General features: G+C 64.1%; 19 protein-coding genes. 4 read left to right on the top strand and 15 right to left on the bottom strand.

The window, feature by feature from the left end:
* Nucleotides 1-109: 109 nt before the first annotated feature.
* The 10 genes from serS to XH89_RS18680 form a co-directional block, all read right to left on the bottom strand.
* The gene (gene serS / locus XH89_RS18725; RefSeq protein ID WP_194461944.1) at nt 110-1,441 is read right to left on the bottom strand and encodes a serine--tRNA ligase; all 1,332 of its coding nucleotides are present in this window, start codon (nt 1,439-1,441) and stop codon (nt 110-112) included.
* Between the two features lie 189 nt (nt 1,442-1,630).
* Nucleotides 1,631-2,443, bottom strand: coding sequence for a twin-arginine translocase subunit TatC (tatC, locus tag XH89_RS18720; protein WP_194461943.1), 813 nt, complete (start codon nt 2,441-2,443; stop codon nt 1,631-1,633).
* Nucleotides 2,440-2,958, bottom strand: coding sequence for a Sec-independent protein translocase protein TatB (gene tatB / locus XH89_RS18715; RefSeq protein ID WP_194461942.1), 519 nt, complete (start codon nt 2,956-2,958; stop codon nt 2,440-2,442). The genes tatC and tatB overlap by 4 nt, the downstream gene beginning before the upstream one ends.
* 88 nt (nt 2,959-3,046) lie before the next feature.
* Nucleotides 3,047-3,280 (bottom strand): twin-arginine translocase TatA/TatE family subunit, encoded by a 234-nt coding sequence (locus XH89_RS18710; RefSeq protein WP_027529733.1) that lies wholly within the window; start codon nt 3,278-3,280, stop codon nt 3,047-3,049.
* 167 nt (nt 3,281-3,447) lie between these two features.
* Nucleotides 3,448-4,200, bottom strand: a complete 753-nt coding sequence (scpB, locus tag XH89_RS18705) for an SMC-Scp complex subunit ScpB (RefSeq protein WP_194461941.1) — start codon at nt 4,198-4,200, stop codon at nt 3,448-3,450.
* Nucleotides 4,201-4,221: 21 nt separating this feature from the next.
* Complete coding sequence (locus tag XH89_RS18700; protein WP_194461940.1) at nt 4,222-5,061, bottom strand: ScpA family protein; 840 nt, start codon at nt 5,059-5,061, stop codon at nt 4,222-4,224.
* Complete coding sequence (locus XH89_RS18695; protein WP_194461939.1) at nt 5,058-5,495, bottom strand: hypothetical protein; 438 nt, start codon at nt 5,493-5,495, stop codon at nt 5,058-5,060. Before XH89_RS18695 ends, XH89_RS18700 begins: the two co-directional genes overlap by 4 nt.
* A 46-nt stretch (nt 5,496-5,541) precedes the next feature.
* Entirely contained in the window at nt 5,542-7,089 is a 1,548-nt protein-coding gene (locus tag XH89_RS18690) for an SPOR domain-containing protein (RefSeq protein ID WP_194461938.1), read from the bottom strand.
* Between the two features lie 141 nt (nt 7,090-7,230).
* Nucleotides 7,231-9,021 carry an arginine--tRNA ligase gene (gene argS / locus XH89_RS18685; RefSeq protein WP_194461937.1) on the bottom strand — a complete coding sequence of 597 codons (1,791 nt, stop codon included), beginning with the start codon at nt 9,019-9,021 and terminating at the stop codon, nt 7,231-7,233.
* A 9-nt stretch (nt 9,022-9,030) separates the two neighbouring features.
* Entirely contained in the window at nt 9,031-10,227 is a 1,197-nt protein-coding gene (locus XH89_RS18680; RefSeq protein WP_246767557.1) for a deoxyguanosinetriphosphate triphosphohydrolase, read from the bottom strand.
* A 121-nt stretch (nt 10,228-10,348) separates the two neighbouring features.
* On the opposite strand from XH89_RS18680, the gene erpA reads away from it, so the two are divergent.
* Nucleotides 10,349-10,678 (top strand): iron-sulfur cluster insertion protein ErpA, encoded by a 330-nt coding sequence (gene erpA / locus XH89_RS18675; RefSeq protein ID WP_011087527.1) that lies wholly within the window; start codon nt 10,349-10,351, stop codon nt 10,676-10,678.
* Between the two features lie 302 nt (nt 10,679-10,980).
* On the opposite strand, the gene XH89_RS18670 is transcribed toward erpA, so the two are convergent.
* Nucleotides 10,981-11,301 (bottom strand): hypothetical protein, encoded by a 321-nt coding sequence (locus tag XH89_RS18670; protein WP_194461935.1) that lies wholly within the window; start codon nt 11,299-11,301, stop codon nt 10,981-10,983.
* A gap of 57 nt (nt 11,302-11,358) precedes the next feature.
* On the bottom strand, nt 11,359-16,173 hold the full coding sequence (locus XH89_RS18665) for an NAD-glutamate dehydrogenase (protein WP_194461934.1): 4,815 nt from the start codon (nt 16,171-16,173) through the stop codon (nt 11,359-11,361).
* A gap of 886 nt (nt 16,174-17,059) precedes the next feature.
* Here XH89_RS18665 and XH89_RS18660 point away from each other — a divergent pair.
* Entirely contained in the window at nt 17,060-17,464 is a 405-nt protein-coding gene (locus XH89_RS18660) for a DUF1330 domain-containing protein (protein WP_194461933.1), read from the top strand.
* A gap of 607 nt (nt 17,465-18,071) precedes the next feature.
* Nucleotides 18,072-18,974, top strand: coding sequence for a hypothetical protein (locus tag XH89_RS18655; protein WP_194461932.1), 903 nt, complete (start codon nt 18,072-18,074; stop codon nt 18,972-18,974).
* Here XH89_RS18655 and XH89_RS18650 read toward each other — a convergent pair.
* A complete protein-coding gene (locus XH89_RS18650; RefSeq protein WP_194461931.1) occupies nt 18,971-21,304 on the bottom strand; it encodes an ATP-binding protein in 2,334 nt (777 codons plus the stop codon). The two genes, XH89_RS18655 and XH89_RS18650, sit on opposite strands and share 4 nt — an antisense overlap.
* Nucleotides 21,305-21,438: 134 nt before the next feature.
* On the opposite strand from XH89_RS18650, the gene xth reads away from it, so the two are divergent.
* Nucleotides 21,439-22,236 carry an exodeoxyribonuclease III gene (gene xth, locus XH89_RS18645; RefSeq protein WP_194461930.1) on the top strand — a complete coding sequence of 266 codons (798 nt, stop codon included), beginning with the start codon at nt 21,439-21,441 and terminating at the stop codon, nt 22,234-22,236.
* Nucleotides 22,237-22,407: 171 nt separating this feature from the next.
* On the opposite strand, the gene XH89_RS18640 is transcribed toward xth, so the two are convergent.
* Nucleotides 22,408-23,232, bottom strand: a complete 825-nt coding sequence (locus XH89_RS18640; protein ID WP_194461929.1) for a tetratricopeptide repeat protein — start codon at nt 23,230-23,232, stop codon at nt 22,408-22,410.
* Nucleotides 23,219-24,943, bottom strand: coding sequence for a dihydroxy-acid dehydratase (gene ilvD, locus XH89_RS18635; protein ID WP_194461928.1), 1,725 nt, complete (start codon nt 24,941-24,943; stop codon nt 23,219-23,221). Before ilvD ends, XH89_RS18640 begins: the two co-directional genes overlap by 14 nt.
* Nucleotides 24,944-25,208 lie beyond the last annotated feature (265 nt).

Here is a 25,208-nt window from a genome sequence, read left to right as displayed (position 1 = left end):
ATCTTCGCAACCAAACGTTTCTGCCGCGACATCGGGCAATCGCGCTTGAGTCCTGTTTGACGCGTTTTCCTGACGCGAGCCGGCCCCCACTTCGCTGGAAAACGCCTTGTTACTCGCGCGCGATCACCTTCAAGCCGCCCATATAGGGCTGAAGCACGCTGGGGACTGCGATCGAGCCGTCATCCTGCTGATAGGTCTCCATCACGGCAATCAGCGCGCGGCCGACCGCCGTGCCGGAGCCGTTCAGCGTATGCACGAAGCGCGGCTTGCCATCGGGACCGCGCGAGCGCGCATCCATGCGCCGCGCCTGGAAATCGCCGCACACCGAGCAGCTCGAGATCTCGCGGAACATGCCGCCGTCGCCCTGCCCGGGCATCCACACTTCGATGTCATAGGTTTTTTGCGACGAGAAGCCCATGTCCCCGGCGCAGAGCGTCATCACGCGATAATGCAGATCGAGCTTTTGCAGCACCTGCTCGGCGCAGGACAGCATCCGCTCCAGTTCGTCCTTGCTCGCTTCCGGCGTCGTGATCGAGACCAGCTCGACCTTGGTGAACTGATGCTGGCGGATCATGCCGCGGGTGTCGCGCCCGGCCGCACCCGCCTCAGCGCGGAAGCACGGCGTCAGCGCGGTGAGGCGCATCGGCAATTGCTTCTCGTCGAGGATGGATTCGCGCGCGAGGTTGGTGAGCGAGACTTCAGCGGTCGGGATCAGGCCGAGGCGCTCGGTCTTCAACCTCTCGTGGTCAGGCGATGCCAGCAGCTCGCCTTTGATCGCCCAGAACTGATCGTCCTCGAACTTCGGCAGTTGCCCGGTGCCAAACATCACCTCGTTGCGCACCAGCAGCGGTGGGTTGATCTCGGTGTAACCGTGCTCGGTCGTATGCAGGTCGAGCATGAACTGGCCGATCGCACGCTCGAGCCGCGCGAGTCCCTTCTTCAGCACGACAAAGCGGGCGCCGGAGAGTTTTGCCGCCGCCTCGAAATCCATGTAGCCGAGCGCGGTGCCGAGATCGTCATGCAGCTTCGGCTTGAAACCGTAGTTGCGCCTGGCACCGAACACGTGGTGCTGCACATTGCCGTGCTCGTCGACGCCATCGGGCACGTCGTTGAACGGAATGTTCGGGATCGCGGACAGCTCTCTGGTCAGCTCCTCGTCGGCGGCCTTGGCGGCGGCCTCGAGCTCGGGCATCGTGGTCTTGAGCTCGGCGACTTCGGCCATGAGCTTCGCCGCACGCGCCTCGTCCTTCGCCTTTTTCGCGTCGCCGATTTCCTTGGACGCCGCATTGCGTCGCGCCTGCGCCTGCTCGGACGCCAGGATCGCCGTCCTCCGCCTCTCGTCGATCGCAAGCAGCGACGCCGACAACGGCTTCAGACCCCGCCGGGCGAGACCGGCGTCGAAGGCTTGCGGATTGTCGCGGATCGATTTGATGTCGTGCATGGCGGCGGTCCTGAATTAGCGCGTCAACATACAACGGAGAACGTTGTACGTCAGCGTTTCCCCCTAGCACGGCCGCCATCGCCCGCGAAAGCGGGCGATCCGGTATTCCAGAGGTAGCGAGAGGTACGGAGAAGCCGCGGCGTACTGGATTCCCGGCTTTCGCGGGGAATGACAGCGGAGCCAGCCGCCCTACTCTGCGGGATTGGCCGGCGTCGAGACGTCGGTGCCTGTCGTGGACCGCGAGGCCGCCGCCTTCTTTTCCACCATCGCCACCGCAATGATCGAGCCTTCATAGAGCGCCAGCAAGGGCACCGCCAGCGAGCACTGGCTGAGGATATCAGGCGGCGTCAGCACGGCTGCGATGATGAAAGCCAGAACGATGAAGTAGCGGCGCTTCTCGCGCAGCATCTTCGACGTGATGATGCCGACCCGCCCGAGCAGCGTCAGGATCACCGGAAGCTGGAAGGCGATGCCGAAGGCGAATATCAGCGACATCATCAGCGACAGATATTCGCCGACCTTCGGCAACAGTTCGATCTGTGCGGTGTTGTCACCAGCGGCCTGCTGCATACCGAGCGAGAAACGGGTCAGCATCGGAAACACAACGAAATAGACCAGCGCCGCACCGAGCACGAAAAAGAACGGCGTCGCGATCAGATACGGCAGGAAGGCCTGCTTCTCATGCTTGTAGAGGCCCGGCGCGACGAACTTATAGATCTGCGTGGCGACAATCGGGAACGAGATGAAGCCGGCACCGAACAATGCGAGCTTGAGCTGGGTGATGAAATATTCCAGCAGCGCCGTGTAGATGAATTTGGAATTCGCAGCACCCGCCACCCAGACATACGGCCAGACCAGCACGTTGTAGATCTGCTTGGCGAAGAAGAAGCAGAAGATGAAGGCCACGCCGAAGCCGAGCAGCGCCTTAATCAGCCGCGAGCGCAGCTCGATCAGGTGGTCCATCAGCGGGGCTTTGCTGGCCTCGATATCGGCGTCGCTCATGACGCTTTGGCGTCCTTGATCGCTTCGGATGGCGCCGTGTCTTGAGCAACGGCATCTTGCGCGACCGGCGCCTGCTCGACCTCGCGGGTGATGGCGAGCGGCTCGTTCACTGCAGAATGCGCTTCCGCTTCCACGAAGGTTTCAGGCGTCGGGGCTTCCGGCGTGGTCGGCGTAGCCGGCAGTTCGGCAACCGTGGTCGTCGGCGTCTCGGCCGGCTTGTCGAGCGCATCGACACGCAGCGCGTCGCTGACATCCTTCTGCAGCGAAGTCATCAGACCACCGCTGGTGAAGCCGGAGGCGGCTTCCTTGACCTCGTCAAAGCTCTTCTTGAGGTCGGCCATCTCGGCCTCGCGCATCGCCTCCTGGAACTGGCCCTGGAATTCGGCGGCCATCTTGCGGGCCTTGCCCATCCATTGGCCGACCATGCGCAGCACGCCCGGCAGCTCTTTCGGGCCAATGGCGACCAGGGCCACGACCCCGATCAGAACCAGTTCACTCCACCCGATGTCGAACATGACGTCTTCCGTTCACGCGAAATCACGACCGGCCCAATCCTTCACGCGCAGGATCGGGACCGCTTCCCGCGTTTCGCGTGCTCCTGGCTCAGACGGCCTTGCTGCCGACGTCGGACCGCGCCGCAGTCGGCGCCGCGTTGTGCTCGATGGACTTGGACGGCTCCTGCTTCTCGGCGGGCTTGTCGTCGTCCTGCATGCCCTTCTTGAAGGCCTTGATGCCCTGCGCCACGTCGCCCATCAGATCCGAAATCTTGCCGCGGCCAAACAGCAGCAGGACCACTGCGATCACCAGGATCCAGTGCCAAATGCTAAGTGAACCCATCCTGCAACCCTCCAAACGCGCATAGCCGGGACCCGGCCGATCTTGACCGGAACGTAGGCTTCGCAAGGCCCAAAAACAAGGACCAAGGCAGCGCCAATTCGCTGTTGGCGCTACGTAATCTTGCTAGTGTTAACCGGTCGCAGGGGCCCCGTAGAAGGCCGGGAGGATCACTCCTCGCCGCCACCCTCACCGCCCTCATTGCCGCCTTCCGGCGGCGTCTCTGGCTCGACCGCAGGTGCCAGGGCCAGATCGAGCTCCTCGCCCGGTTCCAGGGGATCCTCGTCCTCACGCAGCGCCGGATCATCCGACGGCGTCGGCACGCTGAAGCCGGTCGGCAGGCGCGAATCCAGGAGGCCCGTCCCCTTCAACTCTTCCAACCCCGGCAGATCGCCGAGCTGTTCCAGCGTGAACTGCGACAGGAAGTCCTCGGTGGTTCCGAAGGTCAGCGGACGGCCGGGCGTCTTGCGGCGGCCGCGCGGCTTGATCCAGCCTGTCTCCAGCAGCACGTCGAGCGTGCCCTTCGAGGTGACCACGCCGCGGATCTCTTCGATCTCGGCGCGCGTCACCGGCTGGTGGTAGGCGATGATCGCCAGCACCTCGATCGCGGCGCGCGACAGACGCCGGGTCTCGTGGCTCTCGCGGGTCATCAGCCAGGACAGATCGCCGGCGGTGCGGAACGTCCATTTGTTGGCGACGCGCACGAGGTTCACACCGCGCGAGGCATAGTCGGCCTGGAGCTGCTCGAGCGCAGCCTTCACGTCCACGCCATCGGGCATGCGCTTGGCCAGCGTTGCGGTATCCAGCGGTTCACTCGAGGCGAACAGCAGCGCTTCCAGCAGCCGCAATTCTTCGGGACGTGCCTGGGATTCGTTCTCCATCGGCTCGGCCTCTTCTACCCGCACTTCAGCCAGGCTTGCCATGGCAGCTTCTCCTTCTTGCACTTAACCGACCGGCGCATCGGGCGCAGAAGCTGCGTCCACGATCGGTTTTCCGCGCCCTTTCCGGAAATAGATGGGCGCAAACGCCTGTTTCTGGTTCAGCTCGAGCTGACCTTCACGCACGAGCTCGAGTGCGGCGGCAAAACTCGAGGCGAACACTGTTGCGCGTTGCGTCGGATCGGCGACATGACGGATCAGGAAGTCGTCGAGCACGCCCCAGTCGTCCTGCTCGCTGATGCTGCCGACCAGCCGTTCCAGTGTGGCGCGCGCCTCGGCGAGCGACCACACCGTGCGCTTGGCCAGATGCACGCTTGCCAGCACCCGCGACTGGCGCTGCGCCGCATAGGCGGTGAGCAGGTCGTACAGCGTGGCGGTATATTTCGGATGCCTGATCTCGGCGATCTGCTCGGGCTCACCGCGCGGGAAGATGTCGCGCTGCAATTGCGGCCGGTTCATCAGCCGGTTGGCGGCTTCGCGAATGGCTTCCAGCCGGCGCAGCCGGTTGGCAAGCGCGGTTGCCATCTCCTCGGCGCTCGGACCTTCTGCGCTCGGCGGCTCCGGCAGCAGCAGGCGCGACTTCAGAAAGGCGAGCCAGGCCGCCATCACGAGGTAGTCGGCGGCAAGCTCAAGCCGAATCTTTCGCGCGGCTTCGATGAAGTGAAGGTACTGGTCGGCCAGCGCCAGGATCGATATCTTGGCGAGATCCACCTTCTGCTGCCGTGCCAGCGCGAGCAGCAGGTCGAGCGGGCCCTCATAGCCCTCGACATCGACCACCAATGCCGGCTCGCCCTCGGCTAGCTCTGCGGGCCGGCCGGTTTCAAACGATAGAATTTCTGCGGTCATGCGAATGCCGTGGTTGCGGTCAATGCGTCCAGTTCCGCATTGTCGTTGCTGTGAAGCGGAGCGCCGGCCGCGAATATGGCGCGAACTCCCTCGCCAATGCCGCCCGCGAGCGCCTTCATCGGCACGTCATTACTCATCAACAAACCCTGGAACCCGATTGCGCTGCGAATCACCTGAGCGATCATTGTCGCAGAAGTCGTCACCGGATGGAGCGGCCTGGGGGCGCCATCCACGAGAATGCTGAGCACGGCTAGTTTCGCCGCAATCAGCCGTCGCGCGTCCAATTCCCTAACATCGAGCGCGGCTTGGGCCGAAATCTCAAAGCTAAGCCTGAGGGGAATGAAGTCCCATCGCTGTCGGGCACGGGCGAACGCCCGCCTAGCGGCGCTCAGTTCCGTTCCGGATACGCCGGTAATGAAGGCCGATGTGCTCATAGGGGCCGATTAGCCCTGCCCCCGGAGGGGGTCAAGGAAACGGCCGTTAATTCTTATGGATATAACAGTCAGACAGGCCGGCCGACTTGAGATTATTGCAAACCTTCAACGCTTCGTCCTGGGAACCATATGGCCCAGCGTAGGCGCGATAGAATATCCCTTTGCCCTTGTCGGAGAGATCGGTCCGCTTCACCACTGGCGGGCGCGAGCCAAGAACGCTGCCATACTTACCCTGCAACACCCGGTAGGAGGCTTGGGCCTCGGACTCGGTCCTCTGCGAGGACACCTGAACAATGTAGCCGCCACCGGAGCTGGTGCTCGCAGTGCTCGGGGCCGGCGCAATCTGCGTCGGATTGGTCGCGGCCATGCGTTGCGGCGGCTCGGCCGGCGAGGCCTGCGGCGCCAGCGAGAGCGGCTCATTGAGACTGGCGTTGGCCGACGTCGGCGGCGTGCGCTGCGCCGCCGGTTTCGGGGACGCGACTGGCTTGGCGGGGACCGGAGCGGCCGCTTGCGGTGCGGTGCTGTCGGTTTGATCACCCTTCACGACCACGACCTTGACCGAGCGCGGCGCGGCGCTCGGCATGGTCCCGTTGCTCGGTACCGGACCGGCACTCGGCGGCGGCACGGTGTTCGGCGAGACACTCGCGACCGACGGCGGGTTGGCATTCTGGTTCAGCGCCGGGAACACCACGCGCGGACCGGCCGCCTTGGCGTTGACGTCAACGGGCGCCTCTTCGCGCGGCACGATCTTCTCGCTGCCGTCACCGCTCACCATGCGATCCGGCACCTTGGTGGAGGAGTCCGACGGTGCCGGCACGATCTTGGTCGGCGTATTGTCGGCCTTGATGATCGGCGGTTCGCCGCTGCGGGGCGAGCCGATATAGGTCTTGTACGCGAACGCCGCCCCAGTTCCGACCACGGCGAGCGCGAGGATCGCCGCAACCGTCATCATGCCGCCACGCGACTTCCTGGGCTCATCGAGATCAGCCTCGGGGTAGTCGCTCTGAAACGCGTAAGGATCATCAGGATAGGCCGGCTCACGCTGAAAATCTTGCTCGCCCGATTCGAGGCGACCGTAGAGCGCATCATCATAGCGCGCCGGATCTGGCTGCTCGTACGACGCCTCGTAAGCCTGGTCCTGATGATAGGCTTGATCCTGGTAAGCCTGATCCTGGTGGGCTTGGTTCTGGTAAGCCTGCGGCTGGTGAAGTTGCGGCTCGGGCGCGGCCGGCTGGGCTGCATAGCGATGCAACGGATGGACGGGATTCACGGCAACGGGATAATCAGGCTCGGGCGCCGGCTGCGGTTGCACGTTGGCGCGGCGCATCCATGACGGCGGGCCAGGCGGAGGCGGCGCGGCCGGCTCGGCGTAGTCCTGCTGGTCATCATCCTGCGAATAGTCGTCGTCCCGATAGTGCTGCGCAGGCGCTGCGGCCGGCCGCGCGCCCTGCCGGCCCTGTGCTGCGAACGGATCGGTCTGCCCGATCAGGCGGGCCAGTTCGGCCAAGGGGTCGCCGTCCGCGCTCCCATGCTGATCGGCGCCGCGACCATAGTCATCGGAAGGAAACGGTCTGTCGTGATATCGATCGGCCATCGTGATGATGCGTCCCTTCGGGAAAGCTGCGCGCCCCTCGACCAAGGCGCAGCTTTCGACCCACAAGGCTTTCAACCAAGTCTAAGCGATCCGGCTTCTGCCGGTACCCCCGAATATTCCCCTTAAGTAGTTCGCCCCAAACTACCGCATCTCGTCCGGAGCATGGACGCCGAGGATGGCGAGGCCCGATGCCAGGACCGAGACGACGCCCTGGACCATGGCCAGTCGCGCCTTTGTAAGATCTGCATCATTATTGATAATGAAGCGTAAATAGGGCAAATCGCGCCCTTTCGTCCAAAGTGCGTGAAATTCGCTCGCTAAGTCATAGAGATAAAAGGCAATACGGTGCGGCTCATGGGCTGCGGCGGCCGCTTCCAGCATGCGCGGATAAATTGCGAGGCGCTTAAGAAGATCAAGTTCGACGGGGTCGGACAGCCGTTCCACCGGCGACTCAGTGAGCCAGACGATCCGCTTGTCGGTATCATCAGGCAGGTCCGGGAACACCTCCGCCCGGGCGTTGCGGAAGATCGAATGGCCGCGGGCGTGGCCGTACTGCACGTAGAACACCGGATTGTCGCGCGACTGTTCCATGACCTTGGCGAGGTCGAAATCCAGCACCGCATCGTTCTTGCGGTAGAGCATCATGAAGCGGACGGCGTCCTGGCCGACTTCATCCACCACCTCACGCAAGGTGACGAAGTCCCCGCTCCGCTTGGACATTTTCACCGGCTCGCCGTTGCGCAAGAGCTTCACGAGCTGGACGATCTTGACGTCGAGCGATCCCTTGCCTGAGGTCGTCGCCTTCACCGCCGCCTGCATGCGCTTGATGTAGCCGCCGTGATCGGCGCCCCAGACGTCGATCATCTCCGCAAAACCACGGTCGAACTTGTTCTTGTGGTAGGCGATGTCGGAGGCGAAGTAGGTGTAGGAATTGTCCGACTTGATCAGCGGACGATCAACGTCGTCGCCGTAAGCAGTCGCCTTGAACAGCAACTGCTCGCGGTCTTCCCAGTCCTCGACCGGCGCGCCCTTCGGCGGCGGCAGGCGACCCTCATAGATGTCGCCCTTGGCTTTCAGGAAGTCGATGGTCTCGGCAACCTTGTTGTTGCCGGTCTCGATCAGCGAGCGCTCCGAGAAGAACACGTCGTGGCGGATGTTGAGGGCGGCGAGATCGTCCTTGATCTCGTCCATCATCATCGCGATCGCCTTGGCGCGCACCGTCGGCAGCCATTGCCCCTCGCTCATCGCCAGGAGCTTGTCGCCGTGCTCTTTCGCGAGCGTCTGTCCGACCGGCTTCAGATAGTCACCGGGATAGAGCCCTTCCGGGATCGCGCCGATATCCTCGCCCAACGCCTCGCGGTAGCGCAGGAACGCGGAGCGCGCGAGCACGTCGACCTGCGCGCCGGCGTCGTTGATGTAATATTCGCGGGTGACGTCATGGCCGCCGAACTGGAGCAGGCTCGCCAGCGCGTCACCGAACACGGCGCCGCGGCAATGGCCGACATGCATCGGCCCGGTCGGATTGGCCGAGACGTATTCGACATTGACCTTGGAGCCGCCGCGGACACGGCCGTAATCGGCCCCCTCGCGCAGCACCGTCCGCAACGCCTCGGCCCAAGCGGCGGGCTTGAGGGTCAGATTGATGAAGCCGGGACCGGCGACATCGACCTTGGCGATCAGCGTATCAGCACGGAGCTTCTCGGCGATCTGCTCGGCGAGATCACGGGGCTTAGCCTTTGCCTCTTTCGCAAGCACCATCGCGGCGTTGGTCGCCATATCGCCGTGGGAGGCATCGCGCGGCGGCTCGACCACCACGCGCGCAAAATCGATGCCCTCGGGCCAGTTGGCTTCGGCCGCGAGCGCGCGACAGGCGGCGTGCACGCGTGCGAGCACGTCGGCGAACAGATGCGGGCTTGAGGATGTCTCGGGCATGGCCGCCGCCTAACGCAAATCCGGGGTCGAGTCAAAGAGCCGCTGGTGCTCGGTCAGGGCGAAACGGTCGGTCATTCCAGCAATGAAATTGCCGATCCGGCGGGCCCGGTCGCCCTCGTCGTCGCCTTGCGCCCCCACCAGCCATTCCGGTGGCAGGTCGGCCGGCGATTTCAGGTATTTCGCGAACAGGTCGAACAGGATCTGCTCGGCCTCGGCCATCACCCGCATGACCCGCTTGTGGCGGTACATGTGCTGGTAGAGGAATGCCTTGATGGCGGCCTCCTCCTCGGCGACCTCGGCGGGGAACGCGATCAGCGCCCGGCTCTGCCGGCGGACGTCCTGGGCCGATTGCGGCCTGACAGCGGCAATGTTCTTCTGCACCTGCGCGAACACCGCGCCGATCAGATGCGAGATCAACTCGCGCACCAGCTCAGCCCCGCGCCTGACGTCTTCGAGGTCAGGGTAATGCGCCGAGGTCTCGGCGATGATCTCTGCCGTGAGCGGCATGACCTTGAGGTCGTCGAGGTGGAACAGGCCGGCGCGCAGGCCGTCGTCGATGTCATGGGCATCGTAGGCGATGTCATCGGCGATCGCCGCGACCTGGGCCTCCAGCGAGGCGAAGCTCCAGAGTTCGAGGTCGTACGTCTTGACGTAGTCGGCGATGCCGACGGGAACGCCGTGCTCGCGATAGCGGCCAACGGGCGCGCCGCTGCGGTCGGTCAGCGGGCCGTTGTGCTTGACGATGCCCTCCAGCGACTCCCAGGTCAGGTTGAGCCCGTCGAATTCAGGATAGCGATGCTCCAGCGCGGCGACGACGCGGAGCGCCTGGGCGTTGTGGTCGAAGCCGCCGAAATCCTTCAGGCAGGCATCCAGCGCCCGCTCGCCGGCATGGCCGAACGGCGGATGGCCGAGATCATGGGCGAGCGCCAGCGTTTCCGTGAGATCCTCGTCCAGCCCCAATTGCCGGGCCAGAGCACGGGCGACCTGGGCTACCTCCAGCGAATGGGTCAGCCGGGTCCGGTAATGGTCGCCCTCGTGGAACACGAACACCTGGGTCTTGTACTTCAGGCGGCGGAACGCGGTGGAATGGATCACCCGGTCGCAATCCCGCCGGAACGGGCTCCGGGTCCGGCTCGGCGGCTCCGCGACCAGCCGGCCGCGGCTGCGGTCGGGGTCGCAGGCATAGGGCGCGCGGGGGGCTGCCATTCCGACGGACACGACGAATTTAGTCCCTATCCATTTGATTCTGCGTATTCTTGCACTTAACTATGCCGGACGCGGGATACCAAATGAATTGGGTATGACGTGGGCCTACCGGAGACCGACAATGACGACTGCCGTGACCATCAGTGACCGCGCCGCACGCCGGATCGGGGAGATCCTCAAGGGCGAAGGCTCTGGCGCGATGCTGCGCATTTCGGTCGAGGGCGGCGGCTGCTCCGGCTTCCAGTACAAGTTCGACATCGACCGCGACCGCACCGACGACGACCTCGTGATCGAGCAGGACAATGCCGTGGTGCTGGTCGATTCCGCTTCGCAGCCGTTCCTGGCGGGCTCGCAGGTCGATTTCGTCGACGACCTGATCGGCGCCTCGTTCCGCGTCAACAATCCCAACGCGACGGCATCCTGCGGCTGCGGCACCAGCTTCTCGATCTAGCCCATTTCGAAATCTGCAAAACAACCCCATGCACAGTAGCCGGGACACCGGCACGGCACTATTCGGATTTTACGAAAATAATTTGACCCGTCCGGCAAAACAGCGGTAAGATGCAATCATCGCGAGGTCCCCAAGGATGGGGAGCTCGACCGGACACACGCGGCGGGTCCGACACAGCCTGATGCCGAAGCGGCCCCCTCTGCCGCACTCCAATCCATCAGGAAAGTTCGAATCTTGTCGGCGGCGCCGCTTCGCTTGCGACGCCGCCAATCAACGGTGGCCTTTGCTGCGCTTCCCGTGGCTTACGGAATTTTTGCCACCACGTTGGGCCGGTTCTGCTTGAGCCAGGCGACGGCCTCGGGTCCATCGACGACGCACTCGAAGGTTTCCCAGGTTGGATCCTCCAGGGATTCCGATTGCAGTCGCTTCGCCGCATACTCGACGAGGTCGTGCAAGCCTTCGTATCCGCCTCGGTGCTCGAGCGACTCCGCAATCGCCTTGCTGGCCCATCCTCGTTGGGCCAAATCGATGATGCTCGGAGCATCCGCCTCGCTGAACCACGGCGTGGCATCGAACTCCACGCAGCGGACATTGTCGGCGCTATGGCAAGTGGCGTGGATCATTGGATTCCTCCGTCCTGAGCAAGCATTGCACATCTCGCATCGCCGCCTCGCACGCCCTCACGCTTTGACCAGGTCCCCGAGCAGGTTCGCCGCAACCATCAGCTTGGCGAGCGACAGGCCACCGGCGGCAATTTCCTCGACCGCGCGGCGGATGCGCGTCGCCTCGGGATGAGCCGTAAGCCAGCTTTCCGCAGCCTGCTGACCGGATTGGCCAGTTGCCAGCATATCTGCGGTCAGGCGTCTTTCGGCGGCCGCGATGAGCTCGACGGTGCGGTCGATGGCCAGGCGTTCGAAATGATCGCTGGCCGTCACAGTGCGCGCGGCGGCGATGATGCGGTCGAGACGGAAATTGGCCTCGGCGGCAAAGAACGTCGCGGTGGCATCGCCGATGCTGCGGCCGGTGCGCTCGGCGACCGTCACGATATCAGGCGCCGAGACCAGGGCGTCGAGGTCGGAGAGTTCGCCGGCGAGGCCGGTGGGGATGCCGGCATCGATCAGGTCCTGCCGGCGCTTGCCGCGCGCGGCTTGCATGTCCGGCGGCAGGGCGTCGTCGAGAGAGGCTGCGATCTCGCGGACGGCCGGGCCAAACCGGGCGTTGATCGCGCTGAGACCATCCCTGAAATCGACATTGCGCACATACCAGACCATGCGGGAGAGCAGGAGATCCTGGATCGACGCGTAGAGGCCGAGCTGCAACTGCCCGTCGATTTTTGTGTCGAGCGCGTCGATCGCGTCATTGAGCCGCCTGAGGTCGTAGATCGCGTCGACAGCCACCTGCGCCATGACGATGGTCGCGATATCGGCGTCGGTCTCGTCGGTCAGGCGCACGATGCAGGCCGGGCCCCCGCGGTTGATCACGGCATTGGCGAGACTGGTCGCGATGATCTCGCGCCGGAGCCGATGGAGTTCGACCGCCGTCGGGAATTTGTCGAGGACCTCGCCCGGAAAATACAGGGATAGTCTGCGGGCGAGATGAGGATCATCGGGCACGCCGGTGAGGAGCAGGTCGTCGTAGAGTGTCAGCTTGGCGTAGGCGAGCAATACGGCTAGCTCCGGCCGCGTCAGGGCTTGGCCGCGTCGTGTGCGCTCGGCGATCGCCGCATCGTCCGGCAGGAATTCGACGACACGGCTGAGCAGGCCGCGCTGCTCGAGCGACTGCATCAAGCGGGTGAGGAAACCGGTCTCGGCCACGCCCTTGCGTTCGGCCAGCGAGAGCGCCAGCGTCTGCAGATAGTTGTTGCGCAGGACCAACGTACCGACCTCGTCGGTCATCGCGGCAAGCAGGGCGTTACGGTCAGCCGGACTGAGGCGTCCCTCGCGCTCGGGGCGCGCCAAGGCGATCTTGATGTTGACCTCGACGTCAGAGGTATTCACACCGGCCGAATTGTCGATCGCGTCGGTGTTGAGCTTGACGCCCTTCTGCGCCGCTTCGATGCGGCCGCGTTGGGTGACGCCGAGATTGGCGCCTTCGCCGATCACCCTGGCGCGAACCTCGGTCCCGGTGATGCGGATCGGATCATTGGCGCGGTCGCCGGCCTGATCGTCGCTCTCCGCCGACGCCCGGACATAGGTGCCGATGCCGCCGAACCACAGGAGGTCCGCGCGCGCCTTCAGGATCGCCGTCATCACTTCGAAGGGCGTCGCCTGCTCCTTGTCGAGATCGAGCAGGCTGCGCACTTCCGGCGCGAGCGGTATAGCCTTGAGCGAGCGCGAGAACACGCCGCCTCCTTCCGAGATCAGCGATTTGTTGTAGTCCTGCCAGCTCGATCGCGGCAGGTCGAACAGGCGCTTTCGCTCGGTGAAGCTGATCGCCGGGTCGGGGAACGGATCGATGAAGATGTCGCGGTGATCGAATGCCGCGATGAGCTTCGTCGCCTGCGAGAGCAGCATGCCGTTGCCGAAGACGTCACCGGACATGTCGCCGACACCGACCACGGTGAAAGGCATGGTCTGAATGTCGGTGCCGAGCTCGCGGAAGTGGCGCTTGACCGCTTCCCAGGCGCCGCGCGCCGTGATCCCCATCTTCTTGTGGTCGTAGCCCTGGCTGCCGCCGGAGGCGAAGGCATCGCCGAGCCAATGGTGCTTCTCGGCCGAGATCGCGTTGGCGACGTCGGAGAAGGTGGCGGTGCCCTTGTCGGCGGCGACGACCAGATAGGGATCGTCGCCGTCATGCCGCACGGTCAAGTCGGGCGGCACCACGATGTCGCCGTCGAGATTGTCGGTGAGTTCGAGCAGCGAGCGCACGAAGATGCGATAGGCTTCGGTGCCCTCTGCGAGCCACGCCTCGCGATCGGAGGGCGGCGGCAGGCGCTTGGGCACGAAGCCGCCCTTTGCGCCGACCGGCACGATCACGGCGTTCTTGACCTGCTGCGCCTTGACGAGGCCGAGGATTTCGGTGCGGAAATCCTGCGGCCGATCGGACCAGCGCAAGCCGCCGCGCGCAACCTTGCCGAAGCGCAGGTGAATGCCCTCGACGCGGGGGGAATAGACGAAGATCTCGTACAGCGGTCGCGGCGCCGGCAAGTCCTCGATACCGCGCGCGTCGAACTTGAAGGAGATCACTGGATGCGGATGTCCGTCCTCGCCGACCTGCCACAGATTGGTCCGGATGGTGGACTGCACCAGATTGGTGAAACGGCGCAGGATGCGGTCTTCGTCGAGGGATGCGACGGATTTGAGCTGCTCCTCGATCTCGGCAAGGAGAGCGCTCTCCTTTGCCGCGCGCTCGGAATCGGTCACGGCAAGGCGCGGGTCGAGGCGGGCCTGGAACAGCGCAACGAGGTTGGCAGTAATCGCCGCGTTCTTGCGCAGGGTCTCCCACATATAGTCTTGGCTGAACGGCGTGCGGATCTGGTGCAGATAGCGCGACAGCGCCCGGATGGTCGAGACTTCGCGCCAGCCCAGGTCAGTGCGCAGGATCAGCCCGTTGTATCCGTCGGATTCGGCGCGATCGCCGACCACCGCCATCAGCGAGGCTTCCAGGCGATGATTGAACTCCCGGCTGATCTCGATCGGCTGGCCATCGCTGGTCTCTATCGTCATGTCGTGCAGCCAGACCGGTTCGAGCCGGTTCCCGGGCACGATCTGATAGGTGCGTTCATTGACCACGCGCAGGCCGTGGTTTTCGATCACCGGCACGCGATAGGACAGCGACAGCGGCGCGGCATCCGAGAACACCTTCAGTCCGAAGTGTCTGGGATCTTCCGGGCCATCGAGCTGGTGAACCGAAATCGTCACCGGACGGGCCGGTGTGAGCCTTTCGATGGTTGCGATGTCGGCAATCGCCTGCTCCGCCGTGGAAACCTCGGCATAGCCGCCGGTAAAGGCCCGGGCATAGCGATTGGCGAGCATGCGCGCGCGCATGCCGTCCGTGGACGCAGCCAGCGCGGCCTTCAGCTTGTCGGCCCAGGTCGCGGCAATGGCGCTGATCCCTGCTTCCAGCGTGGTGCGCTCGACGGCCGGGGTCTTACCTTCATAGCGCCCGATGATGTAGTGGACGCGCGCCAATGCGCCTTCGGGGAAGGACACGTAGGAGGCCGACACCGTGCCCCGGTAGGATTGCGCAAGGAAGTTGGCGACGCGCACGCGCACGTCGGTGTCGTATTTGTCGCGCGGAATGAAAACGAGGATGGAGACGAAACGATCGAACTTGTCGACCCGCGCCAGCGCGCGGACGCGGGGGCGCTCATAGAGGATCAGGATCTCCATGACGAAATCGAAGAGGGTATTGACGTCGATCTGGAATAGCTCGTCGCGCGGATATTCCTCAAGAATATGCTGGAGAGCCTTGCCGGAATGGCTGTTCGGGTCGAAGCCGGCGCGCTGGAGCACCCGCGAGACCTTGTGACGAACATAGGGGATCTGTCGCGCCGAGCGCGTATAGGCGCCCGAGGTGAACAGGCCGACGACACGCAATTCGCCCTCGAGCCGGCCGTCGGGCGCATAGAGCTTGATGCCGATATAATCCATCCGGATGCGGCGATGAACGCGGCTGCTCACATTGGCCTTGATGACGATCAGCAGGGTCGGCTCGCGCATGAACTGGCGAATTTCCGACGTCATTACCACCATCTCGTTGCCGCGGCGCAGGACCTTGACATCGGGGTCGCGGAGGATGCCGAGGCCCTCGGCGGTTGTGATGTCGTCCGACACATCGCTATCTGGCGCGAAACGATATTCGCGCACGCCGAGAAAGGTGAAATTGTCCGCGCAGAGCCATTGCAGGAACTGGTTGGCCTCGGCGACCTCGTCGATCGGCAGCGGCGGCGGATTGGACAAGAAAGTCTTGATCGCGTCTTCGACCCTGTCGCGCATGGCGCGCCAGTCGACGACGCAGGCGCGCACGTCGCCGAGCGTTCTGGTGAGGCCGTCGATCAGCCTCTCGCGGTCGGCGTCGGCGTCAAGGCGGGTGATATGCAGGTGAATCAGGCTTTCGCGTGTGCCCTTTGCTCCCTCCGGCAGCGCTTCACCGTAGAAGCGCACGAGCTTGCCCTGGTCATCGCGCTCCACCGCGATGATGGGATGAGCGACGAGAGTGACCTCGATGCCCTGCTCGGCGATTTCAGCAATGGTGGAATCGAACAGGAAGGGCATGTTGTCGTTGAGAATTTCGAGCACGGACATCTCGCGCCCATCCGGCATCATCGGATTGACGATTCGGATATCGGCACGACCGGCCGTGCGCCGCTGCACGTGCTCCCAGGCCTGCTCCGCCAGGAGGGCCAGCGAGGAGGCATCGTAGTTGGCGAGATCCTCGCTATTGGCGTAGCCGAACAGAAGTTCGGCAAAGGTCCGGGGGGCCTTGCCCGGCTGCACGCTTTCCGCCGCGTCGTGGATCAGAGTTGCCCGGGCCTTGTCGTCGCGCCATGCCATAGCGTCCTCCGTATCCCGGCCGACGAACCGCAAATGCGGTCAGGCGTTGTTCTTCGAGTGCGTCTCTTCGCGCTCGTCTCGACCGTATTTCAATCGCGTCGGTCTTTGCGGCCGCGGCGATATTAGCATTCCGGAGCCGCAATGGCGCGCGGAGTTTGTAAGGCACGCGCCGGGACCAAAGTCGGCGGCGAGGATCGCTGTGCCGTGAGCATCTGCAAAATCACATGGGATTTCAATTGTCTGGGAGTTCGTGAAAGTGTTCTGAAGGGGCACGCCATTTCGCAATTGCGTACACCGTCATCGGAGGCCCGGCGCGTCGGACCATTTTGCAGCTGGCTCTGCCGGTTTTCCGAGCAGCGGCTGATCGGGTCTGTTACCTCGGGCCGCAGGCAGCGAAATAAGCCGCGCCTCTACCGCGTAACACTGTCGCAGCGATCGATCTTCGCAACGTGCTGCGACTGGATCGCGTCGGCGGTCGCCGCGTCATAGCGCCACGGCGAAAGCGTGGTGCCCTGCTTCATCGGCCGTGGCGCGCCGCCCTACGCCAGACCATGACAGAGTGTCCTGCGAGCGCCGATTTCCGCGCCGCCCCCGCCAATTGCGCTCACCGCGGGCCTTCGCCCGCCGTCGTACCAGCATTGCCTCCACCACATACCCTGAGCAAACGGCTACCGCTTTCATGTTCCTGATGAGGGCCAGCCTCGAATCCATGCTCTGCAGGAGTTCGTTACCTTCATTCAAGACGGGAACATTCCGTGTCCCGCAGCCGTTCTCGGTCATCGCGCACGTCCTGCTGGATCAGGACACGCGGCCATGCGCGGATACGGGGCCCAGTACGACTTCAGCCGCCGTCTAAAGATCGGACGAACATGCGGAGGAAGAGTCGATGAAGCGATCATTGAATGATGCCGGCATCGTTGCTCTTTTCGGTTCAGTTGCCCTTGTGGCAATTCTGTTGTCACCGTCGTTCGCTCAGGAAGAACGTCCTGCGTTCGTTGTTATCGAACGAACCGCGACCAGCGGAGCCGAGTCGATTCAGGAGGAGTACGGCAGATTGGCACGTGACATTCTGCCGAAATATGGTGCGCGTTATCTTGCACGCAGCCAGCGAAACGTTCTGTTTGAAGGCGACGGAGGCGCCCCTTGCTGCATGGCCATTCTTCAGTTTCCAGACATGGACACAGCAAGACGCTGGTTCGACTCGCCAGAGAATCGAGAAGCAGCAAAGGTACGGCAGAGCGGCGCCAAGTTCCGCATCGTCGCAATGGAAGGACTCCCAGCCCCGAAATAGAGCCATCCTTTCCGTCTCCACGAAGTGGTCACGCAAAGACGGTCAAGTCGACGGATAGATCATTCTCGACTGGAGCGCTGCATCACCGTGCCACGACGAAACGATAGTGCCCATCTTCATCGACCATGGCGGGGCCCACATCCCCTGCCCGACGCTCACCCGGCGAGTTGAGAGACTGGTGGGATCTTCAATACGATCTTTCTGCGATGAGCAGCCGCGCCGTGACTGGAGCTGCTTCTGACCAACTGAACGATCCGGCGGCAGTTGGCGACTGCGCTCCAGCTTGATCGCAACAGTCGACCTCGAACATCGGCCTCCCCGCGACGGCACATTCGACCATTTTCAGGGCCGATCGATGAGATAGCGTTACGGGCAATTGGAGCCGCGTGCTCAACACTCGCTTGCTCGAAGCTGTAAAAATATGGGAAATCCCGCCGCTGGCTTGACGGATGCAAGGAACCACAGCCACATTGTGGAGGTGCCTAGGAATTCCCCGACGGGCGATCGGTGGCATTGTCGTCGCGATAGACTTGCATCGCAGTGCCACGGCGAACGAGTGGTGCCTTCATCGGCCCATGGCGCACCAATAGCGGTAGCAAATTATCCAATGCGCATGATCGATCGTCTGTTCTGTTACCTCGTCCTAGTCCTTGCCATCGCAACCCTCTCCGTGCTTCCCGCGCACGCTGCCGAAACCTGCCCGTTCATCAGAGCCAAGGAGCTCGCCGGTGCGATGCCGGCGCTCAAATGGTCGCTGATTTCAAATCAGGACGGCCGCGGCTGCATCTATCAGGGAGGTCGCGGCGACACGATGATGCTGACCGTGTTCCGCAATCCCGACAAGGACCGCGCCAGGGAATTGTACGCAACCTTCGTCAAGACGCTCAAAGAGCGCATGCCGCTGAACGCGGTGTCCGGCATCGGCGAGGAAGGCCAGGGCGGAACGAGCGCCGCCGGTGCGGAGCGTCAGGAGGCCTCTGTTGTCGCCTTGTCCGGCGATTACATTCTGCAAGTGAGCGTCTATCCGACCGGCCGGCGCGCCGACGACACGCTGCTCGGACCGGTCACTGACGCCGCGCGCATTGCCATCGCCAATGTCACCAGGACCAGCGAGCGGTTCGGCGATTGCGAATGGCTTACCGCAGCGGATGCCGACGGATTCCTCGACAAGAGCACGCTGCAGGTCCAGCGCACCGGCGCGGGCAGCTGCATGATGTTCGATCGCGAGGCCAACACCATGACAGTCGCGGTGATCACGACCTCGCGCGACACCGCCGTCAGCATGATGAAGCGCCCCAACCCCTGCCAGCACGTGGCGATCCCCGAGCTCGGCCGTGAAGCCTTCGGCGAGCATTCCTGCACCAAGGGCAACGGCAATGCCGTCAACATCTTTGTCTGGAAGAACGGCAGGCAGGCCTCGATCCTGTTCGCCCCGGTCAAGCCGCATCCGGAGTCCGGTTCGGTCGAGCACCTGAAGGCGGTCGCCGAGCGGGTTTATGGCAAACTTTAAGCGCCCGTCATCTGCCTTTCCTCGTCCGTCCACTCCACCTCGTCAGGCAGCAGCTCCGGCTGCAGCAGCGGCGCCTCCTCCGTCATCACGTGTCCGTCCAGCGCACGCAGCAGGGCCGCGACCAGCGCGGGCTTGCGCAGCGGCTTGGCCACGAAGTCCGTCATGCCGGCCTCGCGGCAAACCTTGACGTCGTCGGGGAAGGCGTTGGCGGTCAGCGCGACGATCGGCAAGGCGGCGAAGCGCCCTCCTTCCGCGCGGATCGCCCGGGTCGCGGCAAGGCCATCCATCTCGGGCATGCGCACGTCCATCAGCACGATGTCGTAATCGCCCTCGGACACGGCCGCGACCGCCTCGGCGCCGTCGGTGACGACCCGTAGCTCGACGTCGAAGGCGCTGAGCATCTTGCTCACGACCAGGCGGTTGACGGCGTCGTCCTCCGCGACCAGCACTTTCAGCGGCCGGTCGAGGCTTGCAATGCGCGCCTTGAGGTCATCGGCTTCCTCGCGGCCGGCGTCCTGGTCGGACGTCTGCGTCTGGCTCCATGGCAGCACCAGCGTGAAGCGAAAGGTCGAGCCCTCGCCCGGCGTCGAGGTGACGCCGATGGTGCCGCCCATCTGCTCGATAATGCGGCGGGAAATCGCAAGGCCGAGGCCGGTGCCGCCGAAACGGCGGCTGATCGAGGCGTCGGCCTGGGCGAAGTCGGAGAACAGCTGGCCGAGCTTCTCCGGCGCGATGCCGATGCCGCTGTCGGTGACGGTCCATTCGACGGTCGCCAGCAGATCGCGCCGCGCCTGGCAGATGGCCTTGATCGTCACCTCGCCCTGGTCGGTGAACTTGACGGCATTGGAGGCAAGGTTGAGCAGCACCTGGCGGATGCGCGCGACGTCGCCGCGCAGCGTCGGCGGCAGGCTCGGATCGAGCTCGACCTTGACGGCAAGCCGCTTGCTCTTGGCGCTGGCGCGCACGACGGTCGCGACCGTCTCGACCAGCGCCTGCGGCGCAAAGTCGATCGCCTCGAACTGGAAGCGTCCAGCCTCGAGCTTGGAGAGATCGAGGATGTCGTTGAGGATGCGCTGGAGGTTGTCGCCGGATTCGCGGATCGTGGTGACCGCCTCGCGCTGCTCCGGATCGAGCTCGGTTTCGAGCAGCATGCTGGCAAGCCCGAGCACGCCGTTCATGGGCGTGCGGATCTCGTGGCTCATCACGGCGAGGAAATCCGACTTGGCGCGGCTCTCGGCCTCGGCCTTTTCGGCGCGCCAGCGCTCGGTGACGTCACGGCCGAAGCCGCGATAGCCCAGAAATTGCCCGTCGCGGTCGTAGGCCGGCTTCGCGGTCAGCGACCACAGCCGCGCCTCGCCGCCGGCGACGACCTTGAGGTTCATCTCGTGCAGCGGCTCGGCGTGCTCCATCAGGCCGACGATGTTGTAGGCGGCCGCCTTGTCCTCGGGGCAGAGCATGTCGAGCACGTCGGCGAAGAGCGATCCCTTCAGCAGCGGAAGCGGCAGCTGCGCGACGTCGGCGAAACGTTGCGGCACGTCGGTGAGATGCCCTTCGGCATCGGTCTGCCACAGCCAGTCGCTGGCGTTCTCCTGAAAATCCTTTAGCAGCAGCGAGATGATCTCAGTCTGGCGTTCGAGCTCGAGCTGGGCCTTGAGATTGCCGAGGAACAGATTGCCCTGCGAGACGATGTTGCGCGCCATGAAGAACGCGAACAGCAGCAGGAAGACCGCCGTCACCAGATACGGCCCGCTGCCGCACAGCAGCAATGCGCCAACACAGGCGAGCGTCACGGTCGCGAGATAGACGAGGCCGGCGCGCGGAAAGGTCGACAGCGTGAAGGCGCCGCCGGACATCATGCCGACCATCAGGCAGGCCAGGATCAACTGGCTGGTCGGCTCTATCAGGCTGAACAGCGCCAGCGGCAGCGCGCCCCAGATCGCGGCGAGGAAGAACGCCTGCCGCGTCATCTGCCGCACGGCACGCCGCGACGCCTCCTGCGGCGGGGCCTGGAGCGAGCGCCGCCACGAACGCACCGCGAGCGAAGCGACCGCCGTGAGGGTTGCTCCCCAGATCGCGAGGAAGTCGTTCCAGCCCCTGCCCCAGAACAGGATCAGCACGATGGCGACATTGAGCATGGTGACGGCCATCGTCACCGGGATCAGCCGCGTCACCGCATCGATCTGCTTGGCACGGATCCGGCGCAGCTCGCGCTCGCTGAGATCGGCGGTGAGGCCATCCTCGATCTCGAAGCCGCCGAGCCAGTACAGGAACGCGCCGATCAGACCGTCGCGCGGCTCAGTTCGCGTCATGGATTTGTGCGGCCATCCCATCCGAGGAACCTTTTGACGATCAATGACCTGCCGCCTGCTTAAGCCGGGTTAATTTTGTGGGAGATTTTGCAGCGTCCTTGACGGGCGCGTTGGCAGTTTGTTCTAACCATGGCCCCTGCCCGGAGCCCGCCGACATGCCCATCAGAATTGCCACCTGGAACGTCAATTCGGTCCGGCAGCGGATCGATCTTCTCCTGACCTGGCTGAGGGAATGCCAGCCGGACATCGTCTGCCTGCAGGAGATCAAATGCGTCGACGAGGCGTTTCCGCGGCTGGAGATCGAGGCGCTCGGCTACAACGTGGTCACGCATGGGCAGAAGACGTTCAACGGCGTCGCGCTGCTCTCCAAGCTCAAATTCGACGAGACCAAATCGGGGCTCGCCGGCGACGACGAGGACACTCATGCCCGTTTCCTCGAGGGCGTGGTGACGCTCAAGCGCGGAGTGCTGCGCATCGCCTGCCTCTATCTGCCCAACGGCAACCCTGTCGGGACCGAGAAATATCCCTACAAGCTCAAATGGATGTCCAGGCTTCTTGAGTATTCGAAGGAGCGACTTAAGACCGAGGAGCCGCTGATCCTCGCAGGCGACTTCAACGTCATTCCGCACGCCCGCGACGTCCATAATCCCGCGGCCTGGACCGAGGACGCGCTGTTCAAGGCCGAGACGCGGGAGAGCTTCCAGTCCCTGCTCGGCCTCGGCCTGACCGATGCGCTGCGCGCCGTCACCGACGAGCCTGGGCTGTACACGTTCTGGGACTACCAGGCCGGCGCCTGGCAGAAGAACCAGGGCCTGCGCATTGACCACCTCTTGCTCTCGCCCCAGGCCAGCGACCGGCTCGCCAATGTCGGCATCGACAGCTATGTGCGGGCCTGGGAGAAGCCGTCGGACCACGTGCCGGTGTGGGCAGATCTGGATCTCGAGGCGGCGTAGGCTTTACGCCGGGTTAGTCGGAGCGAGCGGCAATCGCAACTGCCGTAGGGCGGGCAAAGGCGCAAAGCGCCGTGCCCACCATCTCTTCCTGATCGAAACAGGCTCTTCCTGATCGAAACGGGTGGTGGGCACGCTTCGCTTTGCCCACCCTACGAGACCGAGGCTACCGCTCTACTCGTGGCGGCCCTGCACCCACTGTTCCAGCAATTGCAGGCACATGGCGCGGTCGTCGACCGAGGCCTTGGCGAAGGCGCGGTTGTAGTTTTCCTTGATCCAGATCTCGTCGGCGTTGGCGCTGTCACGCGCCAGGGTCAGCCACATCAGGCCGCGCGCGGCCTGCCGCGGCAGGCGGTCGCCGTTGAACAGCATCTGGCCGAGCAGCGCCTGGGCCTCGTGCTGGCCCTTCTGGGCGGCAAGGCCGAGCCAGCGCGCGCCATAGCGGAAGTCCTCGCGCGAGGCGTCCGGCGTCTTCAGGTAGAGCCTCGCCAGATCGTATTGCGCGTCCGCGTTACCGAAATAGGACGCCGCATAGGAGAACATCTCCCGGGCCCGATCCGGGTCCGGCTTGACCTTCGAGTTCGGGATGCCCGTGAGATAGTAGCGGCCAAGCGCGACGAAGGCGTTGGCGACGACCTGCGCCTGTGGCGTCGACGGGCTGTCCTCGGCATGCGTGTTGGCGATGCGGCTGAAATATTCAAAGGCGCGCACATCGTCCCGGGCCACGCCGTCGCCGCTGGCATACATGCGGCCGAGCATCCACTGCGCAACCGGGTGACCGCCCTCGGCGGCATATTCCAGGGCGCTGACCGAGGTTTCCTGAGTCACCACCGGCGGCGCCGCCTTGCGCACCGTGCCGGCAGCACCGGGCAAGGTGGTTACGACGGGGATGGTCGCATCCTTCGGGTTGACGGGCGCGCCGTCGAAGGCGAGCGCCGGCGCGGCCAGCGCGGTAGCCCCCAACACAAACGCAACTATGGCACGCCTAGATGTCCGCATAGCACTGTTTCTCGTGCGCACCGCCCGGATGGGTCACTGCCCCCCCGACCGCTGGTCCAACCTGTTGGGCATATTTCCAGAGCGCACCCGACGTATGGTTAGTCGCGCGAGCGCTCCATTTGGTCTTGCGCTGAGCCAGCTCAGCGTCGCTCAATTTTACGTTAAGGGTACCGAGATCCGCATCGATCTCGATGATGTCGCCGTCCTCAAGCAGCCCGATCGGGCCGCCGACCGCCGCCTCCGGGCCGACATGGCCGATACAGAAGCCGCGCGTGGCGCCGGAGAAGCGGCCGTCGGTGATGAGTGCGATCTTGCCACCCATGCCCTGGCCGGTGAGCGCCGCAGTGGTCTGGAGCATCTCCCGCATGCCGGGGCCGCCCCTGGGGCCCTCGTAGCGGATCACGATGACTTCGCCTTCTTTATAAGTGCGGTTCTGAACGGCCGCGAACGCGTCCTCCTCCCGGTCGAAGCACCTGGCCGGACCGGTAAACTTGAGGTTGGACATTCCCGCGACTTTCACGATCGCACCTTCTGGCGCCAAATTGCCCTTCAGACCGACCACACCGCCGGTGACGGTGATGGGTTTGTCTGCCGGGTGCACCACGTCCTGGTGCGGATTCCATTTCACGCTTTTGAGGTTTTCGGCGATCGTTCGACCGGTGACCGTAATGCAGTCGCCGTGGAGAAATCCGTTGTCGAGCAGCGTCTTCATCAGAAGCGGGATGCCGCCAACTTCAAACATGTCTTTGGCGACATAACGGCCGCCCGGCTTCAAATCCGCGACATAAGGTGTCTTTTTGAAGATTTCGGCGACGTCGAACAGGTCGAACTTGATGCCGGCCTCATGCGCGATCGCCGGCAGGTGCAGCGCAGCATTGGTCGAACCGCCTGACGCTGCGACGACAGCGGCCGCATTCTCCAGCGCCTTGCGGGTGACGATGTCGCGTGGCCGGATGTTGGACGCGATCAGCTCCATCACCTTCTCGCCCGCGGTCATGCAGAAGGCGTCGCGGATTTCATACGGTGCCGGAGCACCGGCCGAGTAAGGCAGCGCAAGGCCGATGGCCTCCGATACGGTCGCCATGGTGTTGGCGGTGAACTGCGCGCCGCAGGCGCCCGCGGAGGGACACGCCACGCGCTCGATCTCGTCGAGGTCCTCGTCCGACATGGCGCCGACGGAGTGCTTGCCGACCGCCTCGAACATGTCCTGCACGGTGACCTGCTGGCCGCGGAAATTGCCGGGGAGGATCGAGCCGCCATAGATGAAGACCGAGGGCACGTTGAGACGGACCATCGCCATCATCATGCCCGGCAGCGACTTGTCGCAGCCGGCAAGGCCTACGAGCGCGTCATAGGCGTGGCCGCGCACGGTCAGCTCGACCGAGTCGGCGATGCATTCGCGCGACGGCAGCGAGGAGCGCATGCCGTCATGGCCCATGGCGATGCCGTCGGTGACGGTGATGGTGCAGAATTCGCGCGGCGTACCGCCGGCGGATGCGACCCCCTTCTTCACCGCCTGCGCCTGGCGCATCAGGGCGATGTTGCAGGGCGCGGCTTCATTCCAACAGGAGGCGACGCCGACGAAGGGCTGGTGGATCTGCGCGGTGGTCAGACCCATGGCGTAGAAGTAAGAGCGATGGGGCGCGCGCGCGGGACCTTCCGTCACGTGACGGCTCGGCAGCCTCTGCTTGATGTTGGCCTTGGCGTCCATCGCGACCAGTTTCCTTGGTCCAGTTTCCTTGGCCAACCCTTGTCAGACCCAGAACATCAGACCCAAGATTTGAATCGACCTTGGGATTTTCCGCGCGCCTGCAAGGAGCCAGCCCAGCCCCTGAAAACATTAGAGCGATTTTATTCATGTTCGGGTGTGGCCAAAAAGCGGCGCTGACGCGAACGACCAGTGATGAAGGTTAAATCCACCGTAAGTGTTGCTCTCGCGGCACTATCGTTACCGGGAAGACACGGGGTTGCTTACA

This window comes from Bradyrhizobium sp. CCBAU 53340 (genome assembly GCF_015291645.1).
GTDB lineage: Bacteria > Pseudomonadota > Alphaproteobacteria > Rhizobiales > Xanthobacteraceae > Bradyrhizobium.
This window is presented reverse-complemented; position numbering and strand designations above follow the sequence as displayed.

Coding starts and splice junctions, on each gene's coding strand:
- serS (WP_194461944.1), bottom strand. CDS start 1,441: ATGCACGACATCAAATCGATCCGCGACAATCCGCAAGCCTTCGACGCC.
- tatC (WP_194461943.1), bottom strand. CDS start 2,443: ATGAGCGACGCCGATATCGAGGCCAGCAAAGCCCCGCTGATGGACCAC.
- tatB (WP_194461942.1), bottom strand. CDS start 2,958: ATGTTCGACATCGGGTGGAGTGAACTGGTTCTGATCGGGGTCGTGGCC.
- XH89_RS18710 (WP_027529733.1), bottom strand. CDS start 3,280: ATGGGTTCACTTAGCATTTGGCACTGGATCCTGGTGATCGCAGTGGTC.
- scpB (WP_194461941.1), bottom strand. CDS start 4,200: ATGGCAAGCCTGGCTGAAGTGCGGGTAGAAGAGGCCGAGCCGATGGAG.
- XH89_RS18700 (WP_194461940.1), bottom strand. CDS start 5,061: ATGACCGCAGAAATTCTATCGTTTGAAACCGGCCGGCCCGCAGAGCTA.
- XH89_RS18695 (WP_194461939.1), bottom strand. CDS start 5,495: ATGAGCACATCGGCCTTCATTACCGGCGTATCCGGAACGGAACTGAGC.
- XH89_RS18690 (WP_194461938.1), bottom strand. CDS start 7,089: ATGGCCGATCGATATCACGACAGACCGTTTCCTTCCGATGACTATGGT.
- argS (WP_194461937.1), bottom strand. CDS start 9,021: ATGCCCGAGACATCCTCAAGCCCGCATCTGTTCGCCGACGTGCTCGCA.
- XH89_RS18680 (WP_246767557.1), bottom strand. CDS start 10,227: ATGGCAGCCCCCCGCGCGCCCTATGCCTGCGACCCCGACCGCAGCCGC.
- erpA (WP_011087527.1), top strand. CDS start 10,349: ATGACGACTGCCGTGACCATCAGTGACCGCGCCGCACGCCGGATCGGG.
- XH89_RS18670 (WP_194461935.1), bottom strand. CDS start 11,301: ATGATCCACGCCACTTGCCATAGCGCCGACAATGTCCGCTGCGTGGAG.
- XH89_RS18665 (WP_194461934.1), bottom strand. CDS start 16,173: ATGGCATGGCGCGACGACAAGGCCCGGGCAACTCTGATCCACGACGCG.
- XH89_RS18660 (WP_194461933.1), top strand. CDS start 17,060: ATGAAGCGATCATTGAATGATGCCGGCATCGTTGCTCTTTTCGGTTCA.
- XH89_RS18655 (WP_194461932.1), top strand. CDS start 18,072: ATGCGCATGATCGATCGTCTGTTCTGTTACCTCGTCCTAGTCCTTGCC.
- XH89_RS18650 (WP_194461931.1), bottom strand. CDS start 21,304: ATGGGATGGCCGCACAAATCCATGACGCGAACTGAGCCGCGCGACGGT.
- xth (WP_194461930.1), top strand. CDS start 21,439: ATGCCCATCAGAATTGCCACCTGGAACGTCAATTCGGTCCGGCAGCGG.
- XH89_RS18640 (WP_194461929.1), bottom strand. CDS start 23,232: ATGCGGACATCTAGGCGTGCCATAGTTGCGTTTGTGTTGGGGGCTACC.
- ilvD (WP_194461928.1), bottom strand. CDS start 24,943: ATGGACGCCAAGGCCAACATCAAGCAGAGGCTGCCGAGCCGTCACGTG.